Below are 23,604 nucleotides of genomic sequence, written 5' to 3'. Positions count from 1 at the left end.
TAAAAACGCATGGTTATTTATATATCGTTGTATATAAATAACCATACTAAATAAGACGGAGATACTATTTATCCACTCCTTTTTGTGACGGATTTTATTTTGTATTATTTTTCCCAATTTGCCGCCGCATCAGCCACAGCAATGGCTTCAATCTCAATCAATGCATCCGGCGAAAACAATGACGATACTTCAAAAATAGTATCTGCCGGATAAGGAGGAGTAAAGTATTTGCCTCTCAATTCGACAATCTTCTCAAAGTTTTTCATATCCCGGAGCATGATAGTGACTTTAATCACGTTCTTTAAACTTGAACCTCCAGCTTTCAATACTTTGTTCAAGTTCTCAAAGGCCATTTCTGCCTGGGCATCGAAATCGCCTATGCCTATTAGCTTTCCATCCTTGCCGATAGCGGTCTGCCCCGAAATAAACAATAAATCACCTACACGATGTCCCTGTGCCAGACGGAAAGGTTCATATGCATCCGGCGTAATTTTAATTTGTGAAATTTTCATGATAATATTTTGTTTTTTAGTGTTGACGAGGCTTGCATGAGTTGATTTTTCTATATCCCCTTTTCTATGGTGGCACATGCAGGTTTCATTTTTTCTTTATTTAAAGTTTGATACGTATTCGTCTGTGTAAACAACTTTCCTGTTATGGCACATAATCTAAACAATGTGCCATAACAAATAGCCTGTCCATTTCAGTTGTTCCCTGATTAGTTATTTTTCAAGGCCTAATTCTTTGATAATTTTCTGTGTGTGACTAAGGGTTGCCTCTGGCCATAACATATCCCGATGGAATGGAATTATCGGTAACTCATTCATCGTTTTCACCACCCAATAGGGATCTGCCAAAGCTGCTTTTCCGATAGCGATTAGTGTTGCGTGATTATCTTGCAAGGCAACTTGCGCTTTATCAAGGTTATGGAAACCACCGTTGGCGATTACAGGTAGGCCCGTTGCCTGCCGGATAACCGATGCCAATGATGTTCCGTCTTCGAGAAAGCTATCCCGTTCCCATTCACCCGTCTGCACCGCTACGTGAACAAAGTCGGGCTGGCTCGCTTTTATTTCATCTGCCAGTTCTTTAGCCGTTTCAATACCCTGTGTCCATCGGTAGGTAAGGTCATTTACTTTCCCCTCTGAAACCCGTAGACCTACAATGAAATCCTCTGGTACTGCTGCCTTTATACCAGCAATAATTTCAGCAATAACACGGAAACGGTTATGCATAGTGCCACCGTAATGGTCGATACGGTGGTTCAGTTCCGGTGTGAGGAACTGGTCTAAGAGGTAACCATTTGCTCCGTGAATTTCTACACCGTCAAATCCTGCCTTATAAGCGTTTATAGCTCCGTTAATAAAGCCCTGTTTCGTTCTTTCAATATCCGTCAAGTCCATTTCTTTTGGGATTGGAAATGCCCCCTCGCCACCATAGGAAGCCATCTTTACACCAACAGGTTTTAGCGCAGACGGGGCTAAGGTGTCCTCACTATATTGCGATAAAGCACCTCCGTGCATTAACTGTGCGAAAATAAGAGAGGGCGATTGATGGACAGCACAGGTTATCTTTTCCCATGAAGTGCTTTGTGCATTGTTTACAAGTGCAGGTTGGTTGTTATAACTCTGACTGCCGTATACATCGGTGTAGATGCCCTCGGTAATGATAACTGCAAATCCTCCAATTGCAAATGCGGAATAATAGTCCATCATTTCGTCTGTAGCCAAGCCATCAGCAGTAGCGCTTACACGTGACATGGGCGCAACTACAGTGCGGTTAATCAATTCTCTTCGCCATGTAATGGCGTTCTGAAAAATAGGATGATGTTTCATTGCTTCTTAAATAGTATGAAGCAAAGTTGACGGTAATTGATGGAGAAAAAATTGACCTAGGTCAAGACGATTTATTTTTTTTCTTAATGCGACTTATAAATTCAGCCGACACACCTAAATAGGATGCAATCAGATATTGAGGGACTTTGGACGCTATTTTAGGGTAATTTTCTAAAAAGGCAAAATATCTGCTCTCGGCATCGTACACATTATTATAGATAATTCTCTTTTGCAATGTCCCCAGATAACCTTCCAATATTATTCGAAAGTACCGTTCCAAAGAGGGGATTTCTGCCAGTAGCTGCTGAAAAGAATAATAGCTAATCTGTAAAATGGTCGTTTTTTCTATGGCTTGTATGTTGTATATGGATGGCCTCTGCTTCGAAAAGCTATTTAAGTCAGAGGCCCACCAATCGTCGGTAGCAAAAAACAAGATTTCCTCATTGCCATTGTCAGCATTGATGTAAAATGCTTTCAATGCTCCCGAAACGACATAACTATCGTAACGACAGGTATCGCCGTTACGTAAAAGATAGTCTCCCTTTTCCAATGTTTTCTCAGTCCAAAAACTTTCGAAAGCTGAAATCTCATCTTGCTTAAGATTTATATATTTCGAAATGTTTTTTAATAAAGTATTTTCGACCATATAAGTATTCTATTTTTGTTTACAATATATTAATTATAATTTGCGCTCTGCTCCTGCATATTGATCCATTTGATATGTTGAACATAGCTATTCCAGATATTACTTATATTTTCTTGAACTCAAAAACCAAATCCCCCTCTTTCAACATCAGTCGCTGTTCATATGGTATAAATTCTAAGATGGTACCTTCATCGTCATACACAAACGTATGTATAAATCCCAATAGCGCATAATTCGTATTACTGTATTCGTAGGCGGTATTTGGTTCAAAATTGCTTTTTGTATTTTCAACATAGCTGACAAATTCTGCTTCTATATGATATTCCTGTTCCCATTTTAGATAGAGCTAAAAGCCCACCATTTGCTGCCTGATTTGATGTCATCACCTCTCACCAGTACTATTATGGGAGATTTTCTGAATATAGATATGCTGTTGCCTGTTGATCTAAACCGAATGAATAACATGTCGTACCGAGACTATAGAATTCAATGACTATCACAATAGCTACACTTACCTAAATTCACTAAACATACCATATCTTTGATTTCCTCATTGATATCTAGCAAGATCTGATCATATATAATTATCCAAAAATCCATTTCGATGCCCTGGGCATGATTTTATAAAAAGAAGCCACAAAGCCCCAGGAGATCAAGAAGACAATGGCCGCAGTAATGGGGATCTTCAGCGATATTGGGACAGAAAGTACTTCAGACAACCAATAGCCAAACCCCACAATAAAATAATGTACCAGATAAATTCCAAAACCGCATTTCGTAATATTTGAAAAGACGTTTCTCCATTTTTCTGACCTCAGCTTAAATGTTCGTACAAGCAAAAAGATGGCTAAAGTCATCATGAATACCTGAGGAGAGCAGTATAAGAAAAACAGTTCGATCTGTTCCTCACTGGAATCTGGGTTGGTTGCCATCCATTTAAAACCACGATATGTAATCGCATAACCGATAATAAATAATGGGATACTCACTAAAAGGGTTCTGCGAAGAGACCATACTTTCAGACTACGGGGCAATACATATCCGAGTAAGAGATATCCATTAAATCCAGCAAAATAATAAAATGTACCAAAACTATTCCATGCACTAAGACCGAATAGCTCTTTTGAGAAAAATGAATAGGCATAAGGCAAAAACAGTGTACATAACCAAATTCCAAAAAATACTTTTTGCTGTCCTGGAGTTGATTTTTCCACCCATGCCGAAAAGAATGGCATGTAAAGATATAAACCGATCAGCATATAGATATACCACATCGGTACGGTATATACATTAAATTTGACTGGAATTAAAGACATTTGAACAAGTGCATTTTCAAATGTCTGCGCGGAGTCTTTGGGCGCATAGGCAAATACATCCGAAATGACTGTTGATGGAAATCCCAATAATCCCGTTATCCAGGGAAACAAATTGTAAAATACCGACCACAATAAAAACGGAACCGCTATGCGCATAAGACGCTTTTTATAAAACTCGCCAATATCCATTTTCACAGGAAGCAACAATAATCCCGTAATCATTACAAAAAGCGGCACACAGGCTCTGAGCATTGATCCGTAGATGGATCCCCAATAGTTAAAATCTGGATTAGACCTGGCTTCAGCCGATACATTAAATGGATCTGAACAATGAATGGCAATCACCATAAATATAGCAATAAAGCGCAACACGTCGACCCAGACGATTCTGGACTTATCAACACTAGAAATAGAAGTTTCCATCCTCAAAACAGTTGGTTAAGATGCAAAAGTAAACAATCCTTCTCTGAGGAATTTTTAAGTACTTAAAGAAAATAGCATTACTTTCGCAAAGCGCATAGCGTTACATGTGATATTCCAAGATAGGACGCTATATACCCTAAATTTACCCGTTGGATCAATTTTGAGTGATTTGCCATAAAATCTTCATAACGTTTTTCGGCCGACAGATAAAACCGATTGATTAAGCGACGTTCCATCTCCAAAAAGGCTCTCTGATGTACATACCGCATCCAGTTGGCAATATCAATATGGTGACGGCAAAGTATTTCCAACTGATCAATTGCCATATAATACAAGACCGAATCTTCAAGCACCTGTACTGTTTCAGTCTCATAACCTGATACGGGTCCATGAAAACTATTTGTTGAATAAAGAAGATCGCCCTCTTTGCTGAACCAGGAAGTGACCTCTTTTCCATCGCGTATGGTGTAGGCCCGGGCAATACCTTTTTCGACAAAATAAATATTCTTATCACTTCTTTCTGGCTGTATCAGCTTTGTCTTTTTGGGAACATGCAGCAAGTTTAAATTGCTCAGCAATATTTCTAGAGGCTCGCTTTTTATATCAAAATGCGTGTGTATAGATGTGATGATATTATCCATTTAGGGCTTTCTTCAATCGTTGGGTGAACGACAAAGCTAGCGAAACAAATTTACACGTACGAATAAATTGGAACGTATCCTTGTAGCCCAGCATTTTCATCTGCATAGAGGGGAGATAACGAAAAGTCGAGATTTGCCATACAAATGAATTTGACGATATTTGAATATGGCTCTATCCCTTACCTCCGACAATGTGTATAAACTATACAATATTGATCTTTCCAAAAAGATAGCAGGAATTGCTGTGCTCCAGCAAAAGCAAGTCAAAGGGCAAGCGTACGCAGAACATCCACGCCTATTTGATGGATTGATTCTTGCATTCATGGTCAATGGTTCTATGAAAGCCCGTATCCATTTCTTGGAGCACGAGCTTTGTGCAGGCCAGATTGCTATTGTGCAACCTCAATTAATGATAGAGACGTTATCCATGACTGAAAATGCGGAGATCATTTCCATCGGTCTTTCTTTGGATTTTATTACGGCATTTCCGATGCTGCATGATTTTGTTATGAACAACCAGATTCGCTGGCAGCCTGTACTAAGTATTCAAGCTGAAGAAATGACCATAAAAGATGAATTGCTAAGTCTCATACAGAAGATATATCACAAAAATCAAAGTCCTAAAAAAATTGAAATGCTACGGCATCTTGTCATTTCACTGATGAGCCTGATCGCCGAGTCTTATACCGCTTTAGCTGATCACAATAATCCTGTAAAAAGCCGTCCGCATGAAATTATTGATAACTTCTATCTATTGATTTCAAAATATGCCACCCAAGAGCGTAGTGTTTATTTTTATGCGGAGAAACTCCATCTCACACCACAATACCTCTCTACTTTCCTCAAACGGAAAACGGGAAAGTCTATCTTACAATGGATTGATTATATCACACTCATGCATGCCAAGACCTTACTCAAAACCACCAGCCTGTCGATCAAACAGATCAGCAACCAGCTAAATTTTGATGAGCCAAGCATATTTTGCCGATTCTTTAAACGTCTTTCCGGCACCTCACCCGGTGTTTTCAGAAACCGACCGTAATAATCTGACCGATCTTACAAATTGTACATACAGACCATAAAAGTGTAAACCATCAGCGATGGATTGCTGCCTACTTTTACAGCATGAAAATCGCAACAAAAAAAGCAGCTATCGGTTTTATATTTGTGACCCTGCTGATCGACATTACAGGATGGGGAATCATACTTCCAGTGGTTCCAAAACTTATTCAAGAACTTATACATGCGGATATCAGCGAAGCGGCCGCCTACGGTGGATGGCTCGGTTTTGCCTATGCCTTTACGCAATTTTTATTTTCGCCTATCGTAGGTAACCTCAGCGACAGATACGGAAGACGGTCAATTATTTTAATCTCACTTTTTGGATTTACCGTAGATTATATTCTCCTGGCGCTAGCTCCCACGATAAGCTGGCTATTTCTGGGAAGGATAATTGCAGGGATTACGGGTGCCAGCATGTCGACCGCCAGTGCGTATATAGCGGACATATCAACAGATGAAGATCGAGGTAAAAACTTTGGGATGATCGGGGCCGCACTGGGGCTCGGTTTTATACTCGGTCCATTAATCGGCGGTCTGCTTGGTCAATTTGGGGCGAGGGTTCCATTTTATGCTGCAGCAGGCCTATGTCTTCTGAATTTCATGTATGGCTATCTTATTCTGCCTGAAAGTTTGGATAAAGAAAAACGGAGACCATTTGATTGGAAACGTGCCAATCCAATTGGTTCCTTTAAATTTTTAGGGAGATATCCGAAGATCTCCGGTCTTGTGACGGCATTAATATTGACTTACATCGGTATCCACGCCGTGCAGAGCAACTGGCATTTTTTTACGATGTATAAATTTGGATGGGATGAGCAAATGGTGGGTTATTCGCTGGGTTTGCTCGGATTACTGTTGGGACTGGTACAGGGAGGTCTGATCCGGTGGACGTCGCCTAAATTAGGTGAGCAAAGAAGTATTTACTATGGCCTACTATGTTACGCAATAGGCCTGCTTTTATTTGCATTTGCCAGTGAAGGCTGGATGATGTTTGCTTTCCTGATTCCTTATAGTCTCGGCGGTATATGTGGTCCTGCCCTGCAATCGGTTATCACAAAAAATGTACCTGCAAATGCACAGGGCGAACTTCAGGGAGCGTTGACCAGTTTGGCAAGTGTCACCGCAATTGTAGGTCCCCCAATGATGACAAATCTGTTTTATTACTTTACGCAGGATAGCGCACCGTTCAAATTTACTGGAGCCCCTTTCTTTCTTGCTGCTTTATTGATGGGCATCAGTGTCGTGGTCGTGCGTATCGCTTTCAAAAAAATGGATGATAATGATATCCTCTAAACTCTTCGGATAGTACCTTTAAAAGGTTCATTTAATTTTTTTAAGATGTACAGAAATTAAATCTTTGCGTTCAGAGTTTAATCTAAGATCCGGTTTAAACTTTACCCGTAAAACATATAAATTTATCAAATTCCCGTTCCTCATGTTAGCTCTGCTTTTGAGAGGACAGCTTTCTTATGAACAACATCATTTTACCATTGAAGGAAAGCTCGTCAAAAAGATAGCCTATAAATATGCTTATCTTAACTAGGAAAGTACAGAAGGCCACAAACAGGATTCTTCCCTTATTAAAAATGGAGCTTTCTATCCTAAAGGCATTCCAGTGTATGTCAATAAAAACTGATCATATTCTTATGAAAGTTTACTGTCATCTTGTACTGGTTTAAAAACGGAGTTCCCAATAAGCCTTCTATCGGTAAGGCATCGTGACCTGTTCCGCCACCGATAGCCTGATCTGTAATCACGGTATACATATCCTGCAAATCTAGCTCACCTACTTTCGCATGCGTTAGAAACGCTATACGATTGCCTTGGCTTATTCCATTCACCCCTTTGATATCCACCTCACCTTCCTCAAAATCAATATAAGGTTTTAGTTCAGTTTCCAATGTCTTTTTCAATACATTGGTATTTGCACCACAATCTATTCCCATTGGATACATCTTTCCGCCAATAGCAATATCCACAATCGGAATATGCCGTTTCAAACGTAAAGGATATTGCGCAAGCAGAGGCCCTTTCTCGATTGACTTTGCAAGCAGCTCACCACGTTCGTCCAATTTCTCGAGCAATAACTCCTGCCGTCCATAATCTAATGTAAACTGGTAGTTTTTCAATATCCCTATACCTAGCAAACCAAAAACAGGACTTCCATCTTCCAGTTGCATATCGTCCATTTCAGCAACTGGAGCCTCAAGCCCCTGGAGTGCAATGCCCCCTATCTGAATTCGATTGCCTGCTGACCAGACCACCTGTTGTATCTGCCCACCGATCCCTGCGAAATCTACCGAAACATCGGCACGAATTTGTTCTGCTGGAACAAATTTTTTGCGCAATATAACAACGGGGGCACCGCTATCAAATTGAAAGTAACCCTTCGTTCCGTTGACTGTAGACTCCAGATAGACCAATCCATTAACTAATCTAAAAGGAATCACCATTGTCTTGGGTTGCTCCGCGTTCCCCACCGCATCAGCCAATGCCTTTTCAGGATTACCTTTCAAACGCCCTTTAATAATGCCAAGATTTATAATTTTTCCTGCACGATTAAATAAGAAACTTGGTTTGCCTTGTTTACCATCCTGATAGGTAACTTCAAGCTGAATCCGTTCATCCCCATTGCCAAGCTTCTGCTGATCGGCTATGTGAAACGAACTTATGGCGGAGAATTTAGCCAAAATTTCTGGTATAGCAGCTTGGTTATTCATTTTGGGCAGATTACCGATCGTTGCGCTATCAGCCATCATACGCAACAATGCGGTGGCATCTTTCGTATTCATTGCCCCAATAATCCGATCAATCGACCTGCTATTATCAATCTGTTGTGCTAAAGCCAGATTTCCGATCAGCGACAAAGCAAGTAGCGTATACATGGTCTTTTTCATCTTATTTTACGGTTTCGTCTAGCCATTTCACGACTGCATCCAGAGTACTATCAGGCATTTCACCAAGTTTTGTGTACTCCGCAGGCAGGCAGGTCTGACAGGCTTGCAATAAGTGGTTTACATTTGGCAACAGGATTGTTGTTACTTTTCCCTGCTGACCGGCGCTGCTATACTGTTTCCAATAAGCCAAATTAACCGGATCCACAAAAACATCCTTACTTCCATTGATCGCCAGGATCGGCACATCTACTTTACTTAAAAAGATCCGCGGATCGTAACTGACAAAATAGCGGTACCAAGGTCCGATAGCCTGCTGCACATAAGACCAGATCGGAAAACGGAAATGATCGTGTTCAATACCTAAAGATTTAAAATAAAGATCATCCTTTTGCTTCCAATAGCTGTAGACCGCATTGAGCTTGCTCTCCATGCTGTCCGACTTGGCATATTGAAAGGCGGTCGCAAACATCAGCCGATTGATCTCATTGGATCTTTTTTTGTCCACCGCGGTCATTGGCGACGTATTGACCAGGTTTTCGTTCTGCACAAAAAGCGATTCCAGTCCGTTTGAAGCCAGACCCGACAAACTGATTAGAAAAGCAACATCTTTGCTTTGGGAAGCAGCTATCGAGATCACAGCGCCCCCTTCGCTATGTCCCAGTAAGCCGATATGTCTCAAGTCAACATTCTTTTCCGTTTTCAAAAACTGCAGCGCGCCCAATACGTCAAGCGCAAAATCTGCTGTGGTCGCATAGCGGTAGCCGCCTGTCGTTTTCCCCACACCGCGGTCATCCATACGCAAAACCACATACCCCTTTGGCGTCAGGTAATTGGCGATGCGGGCAAACATCTTTGTCCCGGCCATCGAACCGTCACGGTCCTGTGGACCGGTACCTGACACAATAATAATAGCCGGATATTTCCCCACCTTGACAGGCGAGGAAATGGTGGCACCGATGGTAATACTATCTGCTTTTGATTTAAAGACAACCTCCTTTTGCTTGATGGCCTGCGCTGAAATATGGCCATAAAAAAGCAATGAAAGTGCGACCAGCAGCAGTGATTTAATTGTTTTCATGTCCTTATTTCCCTGCTTTTAAAATGTTGACCATTTCAATGATTTCATCGGCAAGCTCTGAGGTGCTGCCCATGTAGCCAACCTCCGAAAAGCGAAGTTTACCATTTGGACCCACCACCATTTTGTGCGGTATTGGCCCCACGCCAGCTGCCTTCGAAGCCTTACTATCCGCATCCAGCAATACCGTGAACGGGTAGTTATTTTCTTTCATATAATTGGTCACATATTCTTTCATATCCGACTTGCGCTCTTGTGTATTAATAAAGTAGAAGACGACATTCGGATCATTTTTGAAATGGTCCACCGCCAGTTTCATACCTGGAAATGCGCCCTTGCATGGTGCGCACCAAGATGCCCAGAAATCCAGCACAACAATTTTCCCTTTTTGGGCCGATAGGCGTACTTTTTTTCCATATTGATCCAACAGCTCAAAATCTGCGATATCCTTGTTGATTAAAAGTTTCTGCACTTTTTCCTTCAGTTCTTTGCCTTTGTCTGCATTTTTTAGACCAGCAAGATACTGATCATAGCCTTTATCCGATTTGTGTCTTAGGCTATAACTTTTTTTCATCAGTTCCAGCATATACGTCGAGCTCTGATTCATCGCATAACTTTTCTCCAGTGCCATCTGCAATTCTTTTGCCTTCCCCTGCCCTTCCAGTACGCGTACATAGGTATCGTTCAAGTCCGCATTTTTGTAGCTTGCCGTGCTCTGTGCAGCAGCAGCATACACAAAGGCTTCATCGTAAAGTTTATTGTCCACCAATATCTTGGCAAATAAAGGAGCACTGGAATAATACAATGTCGCATATTTATCGCCTTGAAAATTATCCTTGTAGTAATTTAAACGTTCCATAATGACACGTGCATAAGGTAATATCTCGACGGGTCCCATACTTTTTTGCGAAATATAGGGAACGTCCAAAGAACGATAGATCACATTAGAAAGTGCTTCATAGGGTGCTATCTTGGACATATATTTACTGTAGTTGGCAAGATCTTTTTTCATACTTGTATACACCGAAATGATCCAGTAAGCGCTGATATAACTGATCCGGTTGGCCTCATTAAAAGCAACTTCAGCTTCCTGATAAGGATGTTTGTCAATAAAATCCGTCGCAGCTTTCAAGCGTTCGTCGTCCGTCTTTGCTTTTTGGATCAGATTAAAATCAGCCAGGCGCTGCTGATCCTTGACATATTGACCGTTTGGAAACTGCGCGACAATTTTTTGCCGTATTTCCTCCGCTTTTGTGCTTTCCTTTAAAACATTTTTGTAGACACGATAGATTTCCAGCAGATCTTCTTCTCTGATATCAGGAATCTGTTCCAGGGTGTTCAGCTCCTTATCGAGCTTAGCCAAGGATTCTGGTGTATTCATATGTTTCAGGGCACTTGCTGCAGCGTAAAGCACGCGAAAACGGTTTTCGGGATGATACTGCAATTCATATTTCACCCACATCAAGAGAATTTCATCCGTCTTATAAGACGTGCTATCCACCACGTAAGGTACACCTGCAACTATATGCGGCGCGCGCAACATGCCCCAGCCTAACATTCCTCCCGACATCTGGCGTTTGTCGTTTGCTGAGAGGATATAGGAATAGGTTTGCTCCCCACCCTTATCTACCAATGTACCCGATTTAAAAACAAGATTCATCAGCCCCAAATGTGCCGGCAGAATATATTTTGCAGTCCATACCGAGTCATTTTTAGTAAACTTGAGGTCCGTCGTCGTCCATTTAAAATCGGTATAGCCTGTTAACTGTGCCGAGATATCTTCGGCATCCTTCAGCACGGTATTCCGAGCATCATATATGAGCTGTACAGTATCTTGTTCCTTTGGAAACTCGGGAATCACCTTAAAAACTTGCGGCTGTTTCTGTTGTTGCGCCAAGGCAACGGAGCAACTCATCAGTGCCCAAGCCAATATAGATGTAGTTTTCATCACCCTATTTTTCATATTTCTCATTCTTCCTTTTTCAATAATGGATCTGCTGATTCGATATTATGGATTTTGTGCTATTTCGGGACTTAAATTGATTTCATATTGGGCGATCCGAAACACATAGCGGTTGCTATTCGGAGCCAATGTGAAGGTGCTTCCGCCGAATGTACGCGTGTAAGTTTTCTGGAAGCGCGTATCATCTTTGAGACGACGCATATCCCACCAGCGCAGCATGCGGAACATAAACTCGCGACGACGTTCCTGCATGACTTTTACCAATGCATCGTCGGCATCTGTCGCACTCAGATTGACCGTTGACCCCGGAAGAATTCTACTGGCACGTAAACGATTGACCAGTGCCATTGCCGCGGCAGGCTGATTGTCCCGTGCGGCAGCCTCCGCTTTGATCAGCAGCATTTCAGGTACTGAAGGGCCTACATTGCGGCCTTCGTTTTTGATATAGTCCAGGTAAAAGTAGCGCCCATCATACACCTCCCAGCTCGATATTGTCGACCCCGGTACCGTAAATAAATTGTAGCGCTGGTCTGTGGCATCAAACAGTCCCAAAAGATCCTTGCTCAAGCGCAGGGCCGTAGTAGTATAGGCAGTAATACCATTGACCGGTATTTTTGAGAGCAGGATTTCTGGATTGGATACACGTAGCGGATAGCTGGCCATGGTAGCCGCTGTCAGCTTGGTCAAATCATTCAGTTTATCGTTCAATGCAAGGGCCTGCTCCGCAGCTTTTGCCGCATCCGCATAGCGGTTCATATACAAGTATGTACGCGCCAATAAACCATAAGCTGAGGCCTTGGAAGGTAAGGTGGTAAACTGTTGTTGCACCGGCAATGCAGGAAGTGCTGACTCAATATCCGCTAAAATGGCATCATATACCTGCTGCAGCGTACCTCTATCGAGAGACTGCTCTGTCGTTGGCTGCAAAACCAGGGGTACACCCAGATCCGTATTGGCACTTGCCTGCTGGTAAGGTTTAGCATAGGTATTGGCCAACATCAAGTAGGCCGAGGCGCGGTGAATCTTAGCTTCCGCAACCAGCTGGCTAATTTCAGCAGGCGTACCATCGGAGACATTGGGAACCTCACTGATAACGGTATTCGCATAAGCAATCGCATTGTAAAGCGCTCCCCAATTATCATCTTTATGATACTGGTTATCAATAGGGTAAATATCATCTGCCCATTGATACGCTCTACGGTAGTAACCATTAAAATCATTGCTCGCCAGTGAGATTTGCTGCGGCGAACCATCGATGATCTCCAGATCATCCGAAGCCATATCCGATACGGTCGGCGCAGCTTCCAGTGCAGTTGTATTATTTAACAAATAACGATAGTTTTCAATCGTCCCCGGTGTCAATTGTCCCTGGGTTTTTATATCGACATATTTTTCACAACCTGTCATGGTAAAGCCGATGCTTAGCGCGGCTACCACTACTGCCAATTTACGGCCGCTGTGTTTTATAGCTATTTTCATGATTTTGGCAATTAGAAGTTAACATTGATAGAAAAGTTGTACGAAGGCACCGGACGCAGGTTGGTCGTATTGCCCACATAATTGGCAAAGTCCGGGTCAATCCCTTCTTTATTTGCGGTCCAGATCAGTCCCAGATTACGGACAGACCCCGTCAGGCTCACCTGCTCGATTTTTATTCTTCTTAGAAAATCTTTCGGCAAAGCATAGCTCAGGGAAATCTCCCGCAGGCGGATATAATCTCCTTTCAGTACATTGATATCCGAATAGGTGTAGCGGTACAGGCTATACTGTCCATAAATATCGGCCGTTACAGCAGGGACATTGGTGGTAACCTCGTCTCCTGCCTGACGCCAGCGATCGGCAATATCGGCACTTAAATCAAATTTGGGCAAAGTAAAACCGCGGCTCGGTGTCATGTACGACTCGATACTAGGCTTCATAAACACACTTCCAAACTGATAGGTCATTAAGGCATAAAACGACCATTGCTTATAACGCAGATTCGTTTTGAGGCTTCCAAAATACGGTGCTACAGTACGGCCCATGTATTTGAGGTCATCCACACTTTTCAAGGTCTCTTTGACCGAAACGATGTCTCCTTCTTTATTGTAGATCTGAGTCAATCCGTTGGCATCCAGTCCAGCATGGCGAAATGCAAAAAGCTTGTCGCTTGGATAGCCCTCCAGGTAGCTAATACCAATAGGTGTATACGAATACGTAAATGTTGAGATATCTGCCGGATCAAAACGGTTATCCGTTATTTTATTGGTATTGTAGGAGAAATTGGCCGTCATGTCCCATTGCCAGTCGGCACTACGCAACAAGATACCATTCAATCCCAGGTCAATCCCCCGGCCGCTCATGGTTGCCGTATTACGTTTGAGTGAGCCAGCGTTGATTGTCCCTACATACGGCGCAGCGATCGGAAAACCATACAATAGATCACGGCCTTTTTTAACATAATAATCCAATGTACCGCTTAAGCGATTGTCCAATAAGCCAAAATCAAGTCCCAAATTGGTTACGTAAGTTTTCTCCCAGCGCAACTGCGGATTGGCAATAGCGATGATACTTGCCGATGGCTGCGCTGTAGGGTTGCGCGAAGCATCATCCAAAGATATATAAGTGAATGGCCGCACATCTTGCGTGATATTGCCATTTACGCCGTAGGTTGCTCTAAAACCCAATTGATTCAGCCAATGCAGGCTGTTCATAAAAGATTCTTTTCGCACATTCCATTTAAATCCACTCGACCATAGCGGTGTCGCCCGGAAACTTCTATCGAGGCCAAAGTTGTTATAGTCATCGTAACGGACGCTACCTGAGAATGTAAATCGGCCATCATAGGTGTAGGCAGCGTTTGAAAAATAAGAAAGGAAACGGCGTCTGCGATCCGCCTGCTGCGGTGCACCGCCAAGGCTTTCGTTGAAGCCCTGTATGCTCGGATAAGCATTTGGCAAATAGCTCACCGCCGTATTAAACCCTGTCTGCATATTGTAGCCATAATAGGTGATATTGCCTTGCCCTGTTTCAGTCTGTCGAATTTCTGAGCCGGCAATTGCCGAGATATCGTGTTTCTGTCCCAACAAGGCATCATAGCTCAATTGGCCCCTGACGGTATAATTGTTAACATCGGTATTGATAATATTATAGATCCCCCCTTTGTTGATACCAATACTATTTGTTGAAGCTCCGATCGGTGTAAAGCGATTCAACAAGGATCGGTTGGCATAGGAGTCCTCGCCGTTGTACGTCCGGTTGTTGCCAAAAGACCGCTCGTTGGAATACATCACCGATCCCTTCAAACCTTTATAGATTGGTATAGCTAAATTGATCACAGCCGAATAGTTATTGTTCTTTAATGAACGATCCATCAGTTCCAATTCCTGGAGGTAATTGTACCGCCAGTCTTTGTAGGCCGGCCCGAGGGCATCGACAAATCCAGGGGTTAAACGATCATAAGCAATGCCATTGCCGTGCTCGTCCGCCAATAGCTGATAAGGCAACAACGTTGACCCGCCGGTATCGTAAATCTGGGATAGGCCGATCCCATTTTGTCTATTGCGGAAGAAAGTTCCCCGGATACTTGTTGACAAGGTGGCAATCTTAAATAACTTCCAATTGTTGTTTAAGTTTAAGGTCAGCCTTTTTCCATTTTCCCCCTTGGTATACGGATTTTCATTGGCGTAAGATGCCGAATAGAAATAGTTATTATTTTCTGTTCCATTGCTGATCGACAGGTTGTACTGCTGACTGCTCATCGGGCGCAACAGGTATTGTTGAATCTGCGAACGATTATCAATCGACTTGAGCGGATTGACCAATGCATCATAATCAGCCTGCGTCATCTGCCCATTTTTTAGCCGAATGGCTGCTGCGGCAACCTCACCCGGATAATAGGTACTATAACTGTACAGATTGGTTGCAATATTATTGCCATTCAGAATATTCTTGGCCACCAGCTCCTCTTGATAGTCGATCATCTGTGCGCTGTTCATTGTACGCAGATAACCCAAATCAGGTTTCCCAGAAAAAGTTGTGTTCATGGAAAAATTGATTCTTGGGACACCCGTAACAGATCCTTTTTTTGTTGTGACCACAATAACACCATTGGCAGCCCGCACGCCATAGATTGATGCTGCAGCCGCATCCTTCAATACAGTGATATTATCGACATCATTTGGGTTAAGCATGGCCAGATCAATACTGGAAATTGCGCCGTCAATAACGATCAAGGGAGATTTTTCGGTATCGGAATCGATAGATCCCACTCCGCGAACAGTTAGTCCATAATCATTCTGGCCGATGGTGCGTGTGCTTGAGTAAATTCCCAACTGGTTGTTATTATACGTAAAAGTACGGTCGCCTGTTCCAATCGTAACCTGAACACCGGGAACCTGTCCTTCCAATCGCTGGATCAGATTGGCAGAAGGGATTTTTTCCAGCTCTTTGGCCGTAATGAGCGAGACGGAGCCTGTCGCCCTTTCTTTTGAAATCTTTTGATAACCTGTAGAAATCACAGCTTCCTCCAGCAAGTGATCTTTCTCTTGCATGGTAAATGTAAGCTGACTGCGATTTCCAGCTGTTAGGGCCGTACTCTCATAACCCACAGCAGTGATCATAATTACATCCGTTGGTTTGATATCATAAATCAGAAAGCGGCCATTTTCATCGCTTTTAGCACCTTTGCGTGTGTCTTTTACCCATACGCTTGCTAGCGGTATCGGTTTGCCACCCGCGGAAAGTACAGTTCCGGCTACGCGATCCATCATTTCCGGATCAGTTCCATATCTTACCGTGCTGGCATCACGGTCCTCTGCAGAACGGCGCACAATTGAATAGGATCTCTCGTCCACATACAGAAATACCAACTGGTTGGGGTAAAGGACTTTTTTAAGGACTTCTTCCAAGCGATTTCCTTTGAGCATTTCTGGATCTACAGTTTTTCCATTCAAGAGATTATGCTCATAACTCAAGTTGGCATTAAACCGCTGTTCGATCTGTTTGATCGCCTGCGTAAGCGACAATTTCTGCTGGGCGAATGTTTGTTGACCAGCAGTAAATAGCAGCGAAGTGACCGGAACCATCAATAAGCACCGAATCGGTTGCCACCTGTTTTCTGTGATTTTCATTTTTTGTTAGGTTAGATGTTAATGTAGTATTAGATTGATTGTATTTTTCTTATTTTGGATCAAGGTAGATCGTATCCTTGCCGATCCGGATATTAGCTTGCAGGATATTCGCAATGGTATAAATGATGCTTTCCTGCGAATTTAGCGATACGCGACCGTCGATTTTTCGATTTAGAAGTGATGTATCACCAATGATGATTTCTTTACCGTAGACATAGCGAAACTCATTGATTAGATCGGCGACCATTAAGTTTTCGCCTGTCAAGGTCTTCTGCGTCCATAAAACCGATTCTTGTGCTGATTTTCTGTTAGCGCTCAAATTGCGGAAGCCCTGACTACCGTCGACTACGACATCTCCTGGTACAAGGATCTTGGTTTCGCCACCATGTTTGCGATTGTGCAGTGCAATGCGCCCTTCCAATAGTGATACCGTCACTTTATTATCCCTATTTTTTAGGTTAAACTTTGTACCCAGCACCTCCACGGCTAGGTCGCCGGTATAAGCCATAAACCGCTCACCTTCACGAATGTCTGCCGTATCTTTGTTGAGATGTTTAACCTCCAATAGGGCCTCACCGGTCGTATATACTTCCCGCTTGGACAACCATTTCCAGGCGCGACGATAAGCGACAGAAGAATTGGCATTCAACTGTACAGTACTGCTATCGGGCAATACCACGGTTTGTAAGACACCGCTTCCGGTCTGTATAACAATCATCGATTGATAATACCAAGCCGCAGTTACAAAAAGTGCTACCGCCGCCGCTGTAGCGGCGGCTGCCCACAAACGGATAATCTTATTTTTTCGTTTCTTTCTGTTTCCGGCTATGCCATGCTCAATATCCCGAAACAGATTTTCAGCAAATGCTGGACTAGGCTTTATGCGCATAATACCATACAGAGCATGAAGATAAGCGAGCGCTTCATCATACGCGGCAGCATTGTCCGGATTTCCTGCGCGCCATGCCTTCCAATTTCCGAGGTCATCCCGATCCGGCTCTTTGGCAAAGCGGACAAAATCCAGGTCGTCCAAAAAATCCTGCGTGTTGTAAGCCGTATATTTCTCCATGATTAAGCCTTTGTTAAATACAGGACAAACAGGAATTAGATTTTATCCCATCGATCTTGAGTTTTTTTAAAAAAAATTTAAAAGCCGTTTTCGACACTTATCAAATTCATCATTTAAAGCGCAAATTAAATTCAACATCCTATTTTTGGACAAATGAAACGTATTTGTACTATTCCGCTATATTTAAAATAAGGGTTTCCTTATTGTTATTAAATCTTTACTATTTTTGGAAAATCAAGTGATCTATTTCATTTAATGGCAAAATTCAAAGATGAACAACATCATAGATCGGTACTGGAATAATTTCATTGAGGGCGACAGACAGGCTTTCGAACAGATCTATCGTGCACTATTGCCGAACCTGTATGAATATGGGATGCGCCGGGTAAACGATGAGGATTATGTCAGAGACTCCATTCAGGATGTATTTATTAAATTTTGGGAAAACCGCAGCAAGCTACGAAGTATTTCCAATCCAAAACATTATCTGCTTGTCGCCTTAAAAAATAGCCTATTGAATGCCCAATTGCGAGACGGCAAACTCTCTTCATTTGGCGAAAAAGATGATTTCCAGCTCACCTATGATGTCGAATCCGCTTATATCGCAACCGAAGAACAACAGGCAAATGCGTTAAGACTGATTCAGGCGCTCGAACAATTAACGGGGAAACAGAAAGAAGTTATTTTTCTTAGGTACTTCGAAGAACTGAGCTATGAGGAAATCAGTACGCTGACCAACATTTCTGTCAAAAGCCTGTACAAATTGAATAATCGTGCCATGGAAGCATTGAAAGAGATCATGGGTATACCAAAGCAACATCTGCTTGTCCTATTTTATTTGATTAAGCTCCTCCATTGATTTTTCAAGCAGACAAATTTTAAAAATTTGCGACATAAGTATCCTTTACAATCATTTTCGTTATCTCAAGGCAGATTTATCTCATGGGACTTCTCCTTTTTTTCACCGACGGATTAAGCTTCAACACAAACAAGTTTACCTCATTAATTATCAATGAATTAATACTTTTGGTTCAGCTAGTGATAATGTGTATAATATGGGCAAAACGTTTAAAAAGCCTTGAGAATTCCTTAATGTCATTCTAATAATTAGTTTAACCATTGGATAACAGATTTCGCAAATATTGATAAAGCCATGGAATTGCCAAATCCAGTATATAAGCAGTATCGAAGATATACAATTAGATTACTTGTTTTAGTGCCTTAAAAGTGTTATTTTCCCTCAATCTTTATAATATTTACATATAACCTATCAGAATGATCAAAAAACTTTTTGCCTTCTTGTTACCTATAAGTTTTGTCGGTCTGCTGCAGGCGCAGACAAAAATCTATAATGAGGAACAGATCAATACGTTTTTTACAGAGCTAAAGCAAGCCTCAGCAAGCACCTTTAAATTATGGAATAAAGACCTATATGGACCAACCTTATTAGTTGATCCGGTAACAAGGAAGATATATGCAAATGAGCCTGATCTAGAAGGAGGCCTCCAACATTCAACGAATATATATGTCGGTATACTTCCACAGGAGGTGAATTTTTCTAATACGGCATTAGGCTGGAATGGTAAAAGATGGGCTATGATTATGTTGCCGCTTCCTGAAAATAGGGATGACCGTATCAATTTACTCGCTCATGAATCATTTCATCGCATACAACCTGAGCTTGGATTTAAATTAAATAATGCGAATAACAATCATCTGGACGAAAAAGATGGACGAATAAGTCTACGCCTTGAATTTGAAGCGTTAAAAAAAGCGTTGGCTGCGCCAGATAAAAAAGAGGTGAAAAAGCACCTCAGTAGCGCGTTATTTTTTAGAAAATATAGGTATGCCAAGTTCGAAAAAGCGGCTGCCAATGAAAACTTGCTCGAACTTAATGAAGGAATTGCTGAATTTACAGGAATAATTGTCAGTGGCCGTGATGATGATTCAACAAAATCTTATCTCACTAAGGCTATGGACCGATCCCTACATAACCGCACCTTTGTAAGATCATTTGCGTATCAAACCATCCCCTCTTATGGCTATCTACTTTTTAAACAAGATAAAAACTGGAACAAAAAGATCAATGCTAAAACCGACTTGACGAGCTATTTCATGAAGGGGTTTGCTATTTCGGTCCCCTCGACAACAGAAAAAGATTTTAAACGTCTAGCCTTGGAATACAGTGGTCAGGTTATTTTTGATGAAGAAAATGCAAGAGATTCAGAAAATAAACGCATTGTCAAAGAACACAAAATAAAGTTTGTTGAGTCCCCACATTTTGAGATCTTCTTCGAGGCCATGAACTATTCCTTTGACCCAAGAACCATTATTCCGGTCGAAAACTTTGGCACATATTATCCCACTACTCGAATTACAGATGTATGGGGTATTTTGACCGTTGAAAAAGGTGCTTTAATAAGTCCGGATTGGAAAAAAGTTTCGCTCTCTCTGCCAACCTCCATAGATAACAACCTAGTTAAAGGTGAGGGATGGGTGCTAGAGCTTAAGGGTAACTATACAATAGGAGTAGACCAACAAAAAAATAAGTATCTAAAAAAATAGAAGTAAAGTGACTAAAATTTACTGCCTTGCTTACTTGTGTATAGGCTGTTCCTGTATAAACTTTTTTGATATATTTAATATAGTGTAACCTGGACTTGCAAATAAAATCGGCAGTGCTAGTTAAGCAGCTTTTTTAATTTTTTGCTCTTTGTTATTAAATTGCTCAATTGTAAGATTTCCCAATGTGGAGTGACGACGTTCTCGATTATACCAGATTTCTATGTATTCGAATAGTTCTGCTTTCATCTGATCCCTGGTAATCAACTTATTACCGTAAATCTGCTCGGATTTTAGCGTTTTGAAGAAGCTTTCTGCTACTGCATTATCCCAGCAATTACCTTTTCTACTCATACTTCTTGTTATGATTTTATAGGAATCTAACGTGTTACTAAATTTTTCACATGCATATTGTACGCCACGGTCCGAATGAAAAATTAGACCAGGAGACAGTTTACGGTGCTTAATTGCCATTTTCCAAGCTGCCAATGAAGTTTCTTCAGTTTTCATCCCATCACTGATACTCCAACCAATACATTTGCGGTCATATAAATCCAGAATGGTGGTTAGATATAAAAAACCTTCTTTGGTATGGATGTAAGTAATATCAGATACCCAGACTTTTGAAGGCTCTGAAGCTTTGAAATTTCGGTCTAATACATTGTCCATTATTTTATGTGCGTGTTTTGAATCGGTTGTAGCTTTAAATTTCTTGCCTATTTTACTCCGTAGCCCCATATTTTTCATATACTTAGCGACTGTATTTCTAGAAACTTTAATTCCATCATCCAACAGCTCCGCAGTTATTCTAGGACTGCCATACCGTTGTTTCTTATCGAAATAAATAGCCTTTATCTTGTCCTCCAGATTGCTACATTTCCTGCTTTTTGTCTGTTGGGACCGTTTTTGCCAAGCATAATAGCTTCTAGATCCAACGCCCATAACTTTACACATCTTTTCAATCGAATATAGCCCCTGATGTTGCTTGATAAAACTATATATTACCGATCGCTCTTGGAAAAGATGCCTATGGCCTTTTTTAGTATTTCTAGTTCCAGTTCTGAGTCTTTAAGTTTTTTTTCCAAGAAACTAATCCGCTCTTGTTCTGGCGTTTGCTTCATATTTCCATTCCCGGGGAAACTTCCTGATCCAAACTCTTCTGACTCTTTACGCCACTTATATAATTGGGCAGCAGAGATTCCCAACTCACGAGCTAGCTCAGAAAGATTTTTCCTGTTTTTACTTAATTCAACTGCTCGCTCTTTAAAAATGCGATCGTACTTTTTACGGACTTTAATCATTATTTCAAAATTAAGATATTTTATTGTTCTTAACTTGATCTGCCGACTAAGTTAGCAACTCCAACCAATTGTTACCCTAAATGCTGTATGGAAGACGATGAACTTAAAAATGTAGATCCGGACGATATTAGCGAGTTACTCGTTAAAGTCGAAAAGTCATTTGACATTAAGTTCGGAAAGACTGAATTATTAAACATTTCAACTTTTGGCGAACTGTGTGATCACATCACAGATAAAATCCAACTAGAGCATTCGAATGACTGCACAAGCCAACAGGCATTTTATAAGCTGCGTAATGCTATTGCATCGACACTTCAAATAGATCATAAAACAATCTCGACCGACTTTTCTCTCATAGACCTTCTACCGAAACAAAACAGACGTTCTCTGGTAGAAAAACTGGAAGATAATCTGGGCTTTAAACTTCATATCCTACGACCTCCGTATTGGGTGACAGTGACACTCGCTATTTTATTTGTTACATCTTGCGTTGCACTTTTTTTTAGCTGGAAAGTTGGTTTCACAGGAGCTGTCATTTCGAATGCTACCTTCGCGTTGTTTCAGTCCGATAAAACTAGTATTTCTCCATAATTTTTGTAATATTTATATGTATATAACTTATCATAATGACCAAAACTTTTGCCATCTTATTATCGGTAAGTTTTATCTAGCATACATATATAGTTTTTTTGGATACAGATTTTTAATGATGTCAAAACTTTAAAGAAGATGTTTTAAGTACCTCTAAAAGCCTTGGATAAACACAGAAAAAAATATGGAAGTAATAAAACGAGTTGCAAATGAAGTTTACTTTTTGTTAGATCCCGATAAACTGTGGACGCGTATAGATACAATCATCGGTGAAAATTTCAGAGCTATAAAGGGAGGAGCCTTTATGTTAAACGAAACTCCTTTGGCTGACGCATCTCTAGTGCCATTTTCAAATTTAAATATAGATAGTAAAAGGATGACCTTTGAAGCGAAAGTTCAAAAGACCGATACGTTTTTTGAGGTAGATCTTTCAAAAAATAACGCAGCGCCCCTTATTGCTGAATTTATAAAAAAATACAATGAGGATCAACTGGAGCTTTCGACAGAACATTTTAATTCTCTTCAGATAAAAATCGAAAAGAAATACCTTACCATTCGCATAGAAAATATCAAGAAGGCCGGTACTAATTTAGATAATAAAAACTGGTTGATCATAAGCTTCAACAGGGCTTGTAATTATGTACAGATAAAAGAACCTGCTATGCCTCAGAAGCGATTTGAAAGTATAAAGAGCCTAATGCTTGATGGTCTCAAGTTGAGTGTTGAATGCAATGGAAGAGATGTATGGGCGCAGGAGAATAACAGTGAAGAGGGATATAGTTATGATTGGAATTTAGATGTTCAACCTGAATTTAAGGACCTAATCACAGGACTGCTAAATATCGGAATCCAATCGCAACGTAGAAATTATACTGGATAACTCAAAAATTATTTAACAACCTTCACAAATTCAAATAATGCCAAGAAAATTAAAATTTGTTCTATGAAACAGATAACAATATCAGCCTATATTTTGGCTCTGATAAAAAGCACATTGGGGATCTCCCGGAACACTGGGAGCCAGCCCGTTAAATCTGGGTGCGAATTTAATAATCTACTACAGCCCAGCTTATAATCCGAATCTGTCCATGCAAATACATTTTGCGGGAATG

General features: G+C 41.3%; 19 protein-coding genes. 6 read left to right on the top strand and 13 right to left on the bottom strand.

From position 1 onward, the window contains the following. Positions 1–104: 104 nt before the first annotated feature. From ABTV71_RS07270 to ABTV71_RS07250, 5 genes are all read right to left on the bottom strand, one after another. Positions 105–512: a RidA family protein gene (locus ABTV71_RS07270; RefSeq protein WP_433902697.1), complete on the bottom strand. Its 408-nt coding sequence runs from the start codon at positions 510–512 to the stop codon at positions 105–107. Positions 513–722: 210 nt separating this feature from the next. Beyond that, positions 723–1,835, bottom strand: a complete 1,113-nt coding sequence (locus ABTV71_RS07265; RefSeq protein WP_433902696.1) for a tRNA-dihydrouridine synthase — start codon at positions 1,833–1,835, stop codon at positions 723–725. Positions 1,836–1,896: 61 nt separating this feature from the next. Then, the gene (locus ABTV71_RS07260; protein ID WP_433902695.1) at positions 1,897–2,481 is read right to left on the bottom strand and encodes a Crp/Fnr family transcriptional regulator; all 585 of its coding nucleotides are present in this window, start codon (positions 2,479–2,481) and stop codon (positions 1,897–1,899) included. Between the two features lie 584 nt (positions 2,482–3,065). Then, positions 3,066–4,220, bottom strand: a complete 1,155-nt coding sequence (locus tag ABTV71_RS07255; RefSeq protein WP_433902694.1) for an acyltransferase — start codon at positions 4,218–4,220, stop codon at positions 3,066–3,068. Positions 4,221–4,297: 77 nt separating this feature from the next. After that, complete coding sequence (locus tag ABTV71_RS07250; protein WP_433902693.1) at positions 4,298–4,861, bottom strand: Crp/Fnr family transcriptional regulator; 564 nt, start codon at positions 4,859–4,861, stop codon at positions 4,298–4,300. A gap of 166 nt (positions 4,862–5,027) precedes the next feature. On the opposite strand from ABTV71_RS07250, the gene ABTV71_RS07245 reads away from it, so the two are divergent. Both ABTV71_RS07245 and ABTV71_RS07240 read left to right on the top strand, forming a co-directional pair. Next, on the top strand, positions 5,028–5,903 hold the full coding sequence (locus ABTV71_RS07245) for a helix-turn-helix domain-containing protein (RefSeq protein WP_433902692.1): 876 nt from the start codon (positions 5,028–5,030) through the stop codon (positions 5,901–5,903). An 83-nt stretch (positions 5,904–5,986) separates the two neighbouring features. Beyond that, positions 5,987–7,216 carry a TCR/Tet family MFS transporter gene (locus tag ABTV71_RS07240; protein ID WP_433902691.1) on the top strand — a complete coding sequence of 410 codons (1,230 nt, stop codon included), beginning with the start codon at positions 5,987–5,989 and terminating at the stop codon, positions 7,214–7,216. A 329-nt stretch (positions 7,217–7,545) separates the two neighbouring features. Here the strand turns inward: ABTV71_RS07240 and ABTV71_RS07235 are convergent, their stop codons facing one another. Genes ABTV71_RS07235 through ABTV71_RS07210 form a run of 6 tightly spaced genes read right to left on the bottom strand, consistent with a single transcriptional unit; the run spans position 7,546 to position 18,038 of the window. Further along, entirely contained in the window at positions 7,546–8,820 is a 1,275-nt protein-coding gene (locus ABTV71_RS07235) for a retroviral-like aspartic protease family protein (RefSeq protein WP_433902690.1), read from the bottom strand. Between the two features lies 1 nt (position 8,821). Then, positions 8,822–9,898: an alpha/beta hydrolase family protein gene (locus ABTV71_RS07230; RefSeq protein ID WP_433902689.1), complete on the bottom strand. Its 1,077-nt coding sequence runs from the start codon at positions 9,896–9,898 to the stop codon at positions 8,822–8,824. 4 nt (positions 9,899–9,902) lie between these two features. Continuing rightward, positions 9,903–11,843: a peroxiredoxin family protein gene (locus ABTV71_RS07225; RefSeq protein WP_433902688.1), complete on the bottom strand. Its 1,941-nt coding sequence runs from the start codon at positions 11,841–11,843 to the stop codon at positions 9,903–9,905. 60 nt (positions 11,844–11,903) lie between these two features. Continuing rightward, positions 11,904–13,337, bottom strand: a complete 1,434-nt coding sequence (locus ABTV71_RS07220) for a RagB/SusD family nutrient uptake outer membrane protein (protein WP_121125716.1) — start codon at positions 13,335–13,337, stop codon at positions 11,904–11,906. An 11-nt stretch (positions 13,338–13,348) separates the two neighbouring features. After that, positions 13,349–16,969: a SusC/RagA family TonB-linked outer membrane protein gene (locus tag ABTV71_RS07215; protein WP_433902687.1), complete on the bottom strand. Its 3,621-nt coding sequence runs from the start codon at positions 16,967–16,969 to the stop codon at positions 13,349–13,351. A 49-nt stretch (positions 16,970–17,018) separates the two neighbouring features. Next, complete coding sequence (locus ABTV71_RS07210; protein ID WP_433902686.1) at positions 17,019–18,038, bottom strand: FecR family protein; 1,020 nt, start codon at positions 18,036–18,038, stop codon at positions 17,019–17,021. Between the two features lie 271 nt (positions 18,039–18,309). Between ABTV71_RS07210 and ABTV71_RS07205 the strand changes: the two genes are divergently transcribed. Continuing rightward, positions 18,310–18,897: an RNA polymerase sigma factor gene (locus ABTV71_RS07205; protein ID WP_121125719.1), complete on the top strand. Its 588-nt coding sequence runs from the start codon at positions 18,310–18,312 to the stop codon at positions 18,895–18,897. A gap of 416 nt (positions 18,898–19,313) precedes the next feature. Further along, positions 19,314–20,603, top strand: a complete 1,290-nt coding sequence (locus ABTV71_RS07200) for a hypothetical protein (RefSeq protein WP_433902685.1) — start codon at positions 19,314–19,316, stop codon at positions 20,601–20,603. 120 nt (positions 20,604–20,723) lie between these two features. Here ABTV71_RS07200 and ABTV71_RS07195 read toward each other — a convergent pair whose 3' ends face one another. Further along, the gene (locus ABTV71_RS07195; protein WP_433903699.1) at positions 20,724–21,590 is read right to left on the bottom strand and encodes an IS3 family transposase; all 867 of its coding nucleotides are present in this window, start codon (positions 21,588–21,590) and stop codon (positions 20,724–20,726) included. An 11-nt stretch (positions 21,591–21,601) separates the two neighbouring features. Continuing rightward, on the bottom strand, positions 21,602–21,901 hold the full coding sequence (locus ABTV71_RS07190; RefSeq protein WP_070566721.1) for a transposase: 300 nt from the start codon (positions 21,899–21,901) through the stop codon (positions 21,602–21,604). Positions 21,902–21,988: 87 nt separating this feature from the next. On the opposite strand from ABTV71_RS07190, the gene ABTV71_RS07185 reads away from it, so the two are divergent. Beyond that, on the top strand, positions 21,989–22,492 hold the full coding sequence (locus tag ABTV71_RS07185; protein ID WP_433902684.1) for a hypothetical protein: 504 nt from the start codon (positions 21,989–21,991) through the stop codon (positions 22,490–22,492). 184 nt (positions 22,493–22,676) lie between these two features. Beyond that, the gene (locus ABTV71_RS07180; RefSeq protein WP_433902683.1) at positions 22,677–23,372 is read left to right on the top strand and encodes a hypothetical protein; all 696 of its coding nucleotides are present in this window, start codon (positions 22,677–22,679) and stop codon (positions 23,370–23,372) included. Positions 23,373–23,604: the final 232 nt, after the last annotated feature.

Origin of the sequence: Sphingobacterium puteale (genome assembly GCF_050986225.1) — a bacterium.
GTDB classification, from domain to species: domain Bacteria; phylum Bacteroidota; class Bacteroidia; order Sphingobacteriales; family Sphingobacteriaceae; genus Sphingobacterium; species Sphingobacterium puteale.
This window is presented reverse-complemented; position numbering and strand designations above follow the sequence as displayed.

Coding starts and splice junctions, on each gene's coding strand:
- ABTV71_RS07270 (WP_433902697.1), bottom strand. CDS start 512: ATGAAAATTTCACAAATTAAAATTACGCCGGATGCATATGAACCTTTC.
- ABTV71_RS07265 (WP_433902696.1), bottom strand. CDS start 1,835: ATGAAACATCATCCTATTTTTCAGAACGCCATTACATGGCGAAGAGAA.
- ABTV71_RS07260 (WP_433902695.1), bottom strand. CDS start 2,481: ATGGTCGAAAATACTTTATTAAAAAACATTTCGAAATATATAAATCTT.
- ABTV71_RS07255 (WP_433902694.1), bottom strand. CDS start 4,220: ATGGAAACTTCTATTTCTAGTGTTGATAAGTCCAGAATCGTCTGGGTC.
- ABTV71_RS07250 (WP_433902693.1), bottom strand. CDS start 4,861: ATGGATAATATCATCACATCTATACACACGCATTTTGATATAAAAAGC.
- ABTV71_RS07245 (WP_433902692.1), top strand. CDS start 5,028: ATGGCTCTATCCCTTACCTCCGACAATGTGTATAAACTATACAATATT.
- ABTV71_RS07240 (WP_433902691.1), top strand. CDS start 5,987: ATGAAAATCGCAACAAAAAAAGCAGCTATCGGTTTTATATTTGTGACC.
- ABTV71_RS07235 (WP_433902690.1), bottom strand. CDS start 8,820: ATGAAAAAGACCATGTATACGCTACTTGCTTTGTCGCTGATCGGAAAT.
- ABTV71_RS07230 (WP_433902689.1), bottom strand. CDS start 9,898: ATGAAAACAATTAAATCACTGCTGCTGGTCGCACTTTCATTGCTTTTT.
- ABTV71_RS07225 (WP_433902688.1), bottom strand. CDS start 11,843: ATGAAAACTACATCTATATTGGCTTGGGCACTGATGAGTTGCTCCGTT.
- ABTV71_RS07220 (WP_121125716.1), bottom strand. CDS start 13,337: ATGAAAATAGCTATAAAACACAGCGGCCGTAAATTGGCAGTAGTGGTA.
- ABTV71_RS07215 (WP_433902687.1), bottom strand. CDS start 16,969: ATGAAAATCACAGAAAACAGGTGGCAACCGATTCGGTGCTTATTGATG.
- ABTV71_RS07210 (WP_433902686.1), bottom strand. CDS start 18,038: ATGGAGAAATATACGGCTTACAACACGCAGGATTTTTTGGACGACCTG.
- ABTV71_RS07205 (WP_121125719.1), top strand. CDS start 18,310: ATGAACAACATCATAGATCGGTACTGGAATAATTTCATTGAGGGCGAC.
- ABTV71_RS07200 (WP_433902685.1), top strand. CDS start 19,314: ATGATCAAAAAACTTTTTGCCTTCTTGTTACCTATAAGTTTTGTCGGT.
- ABTV71_RS07190 (WP_070566721.1), bottom strand. CDS start 21,901: ATGATTAAAGTCCGTAAAAAGTACGATCGCATTTTTAAAGAGCGAGCA.
- ABTV71_RS07185 (WP_433902684.1), top strand. CDS start 21,989: ATGGAAGACGATGAACTTAAAAATGTAGATCCGGACGATATTAGCGAG.
- ABTV71_RS07180 (WP_433902683.1), top strand. CDS start 22,677: ATGGAAGTAATAAAACGAGTTGCAAATGAAGTTTACTTTTTGTTAGAT.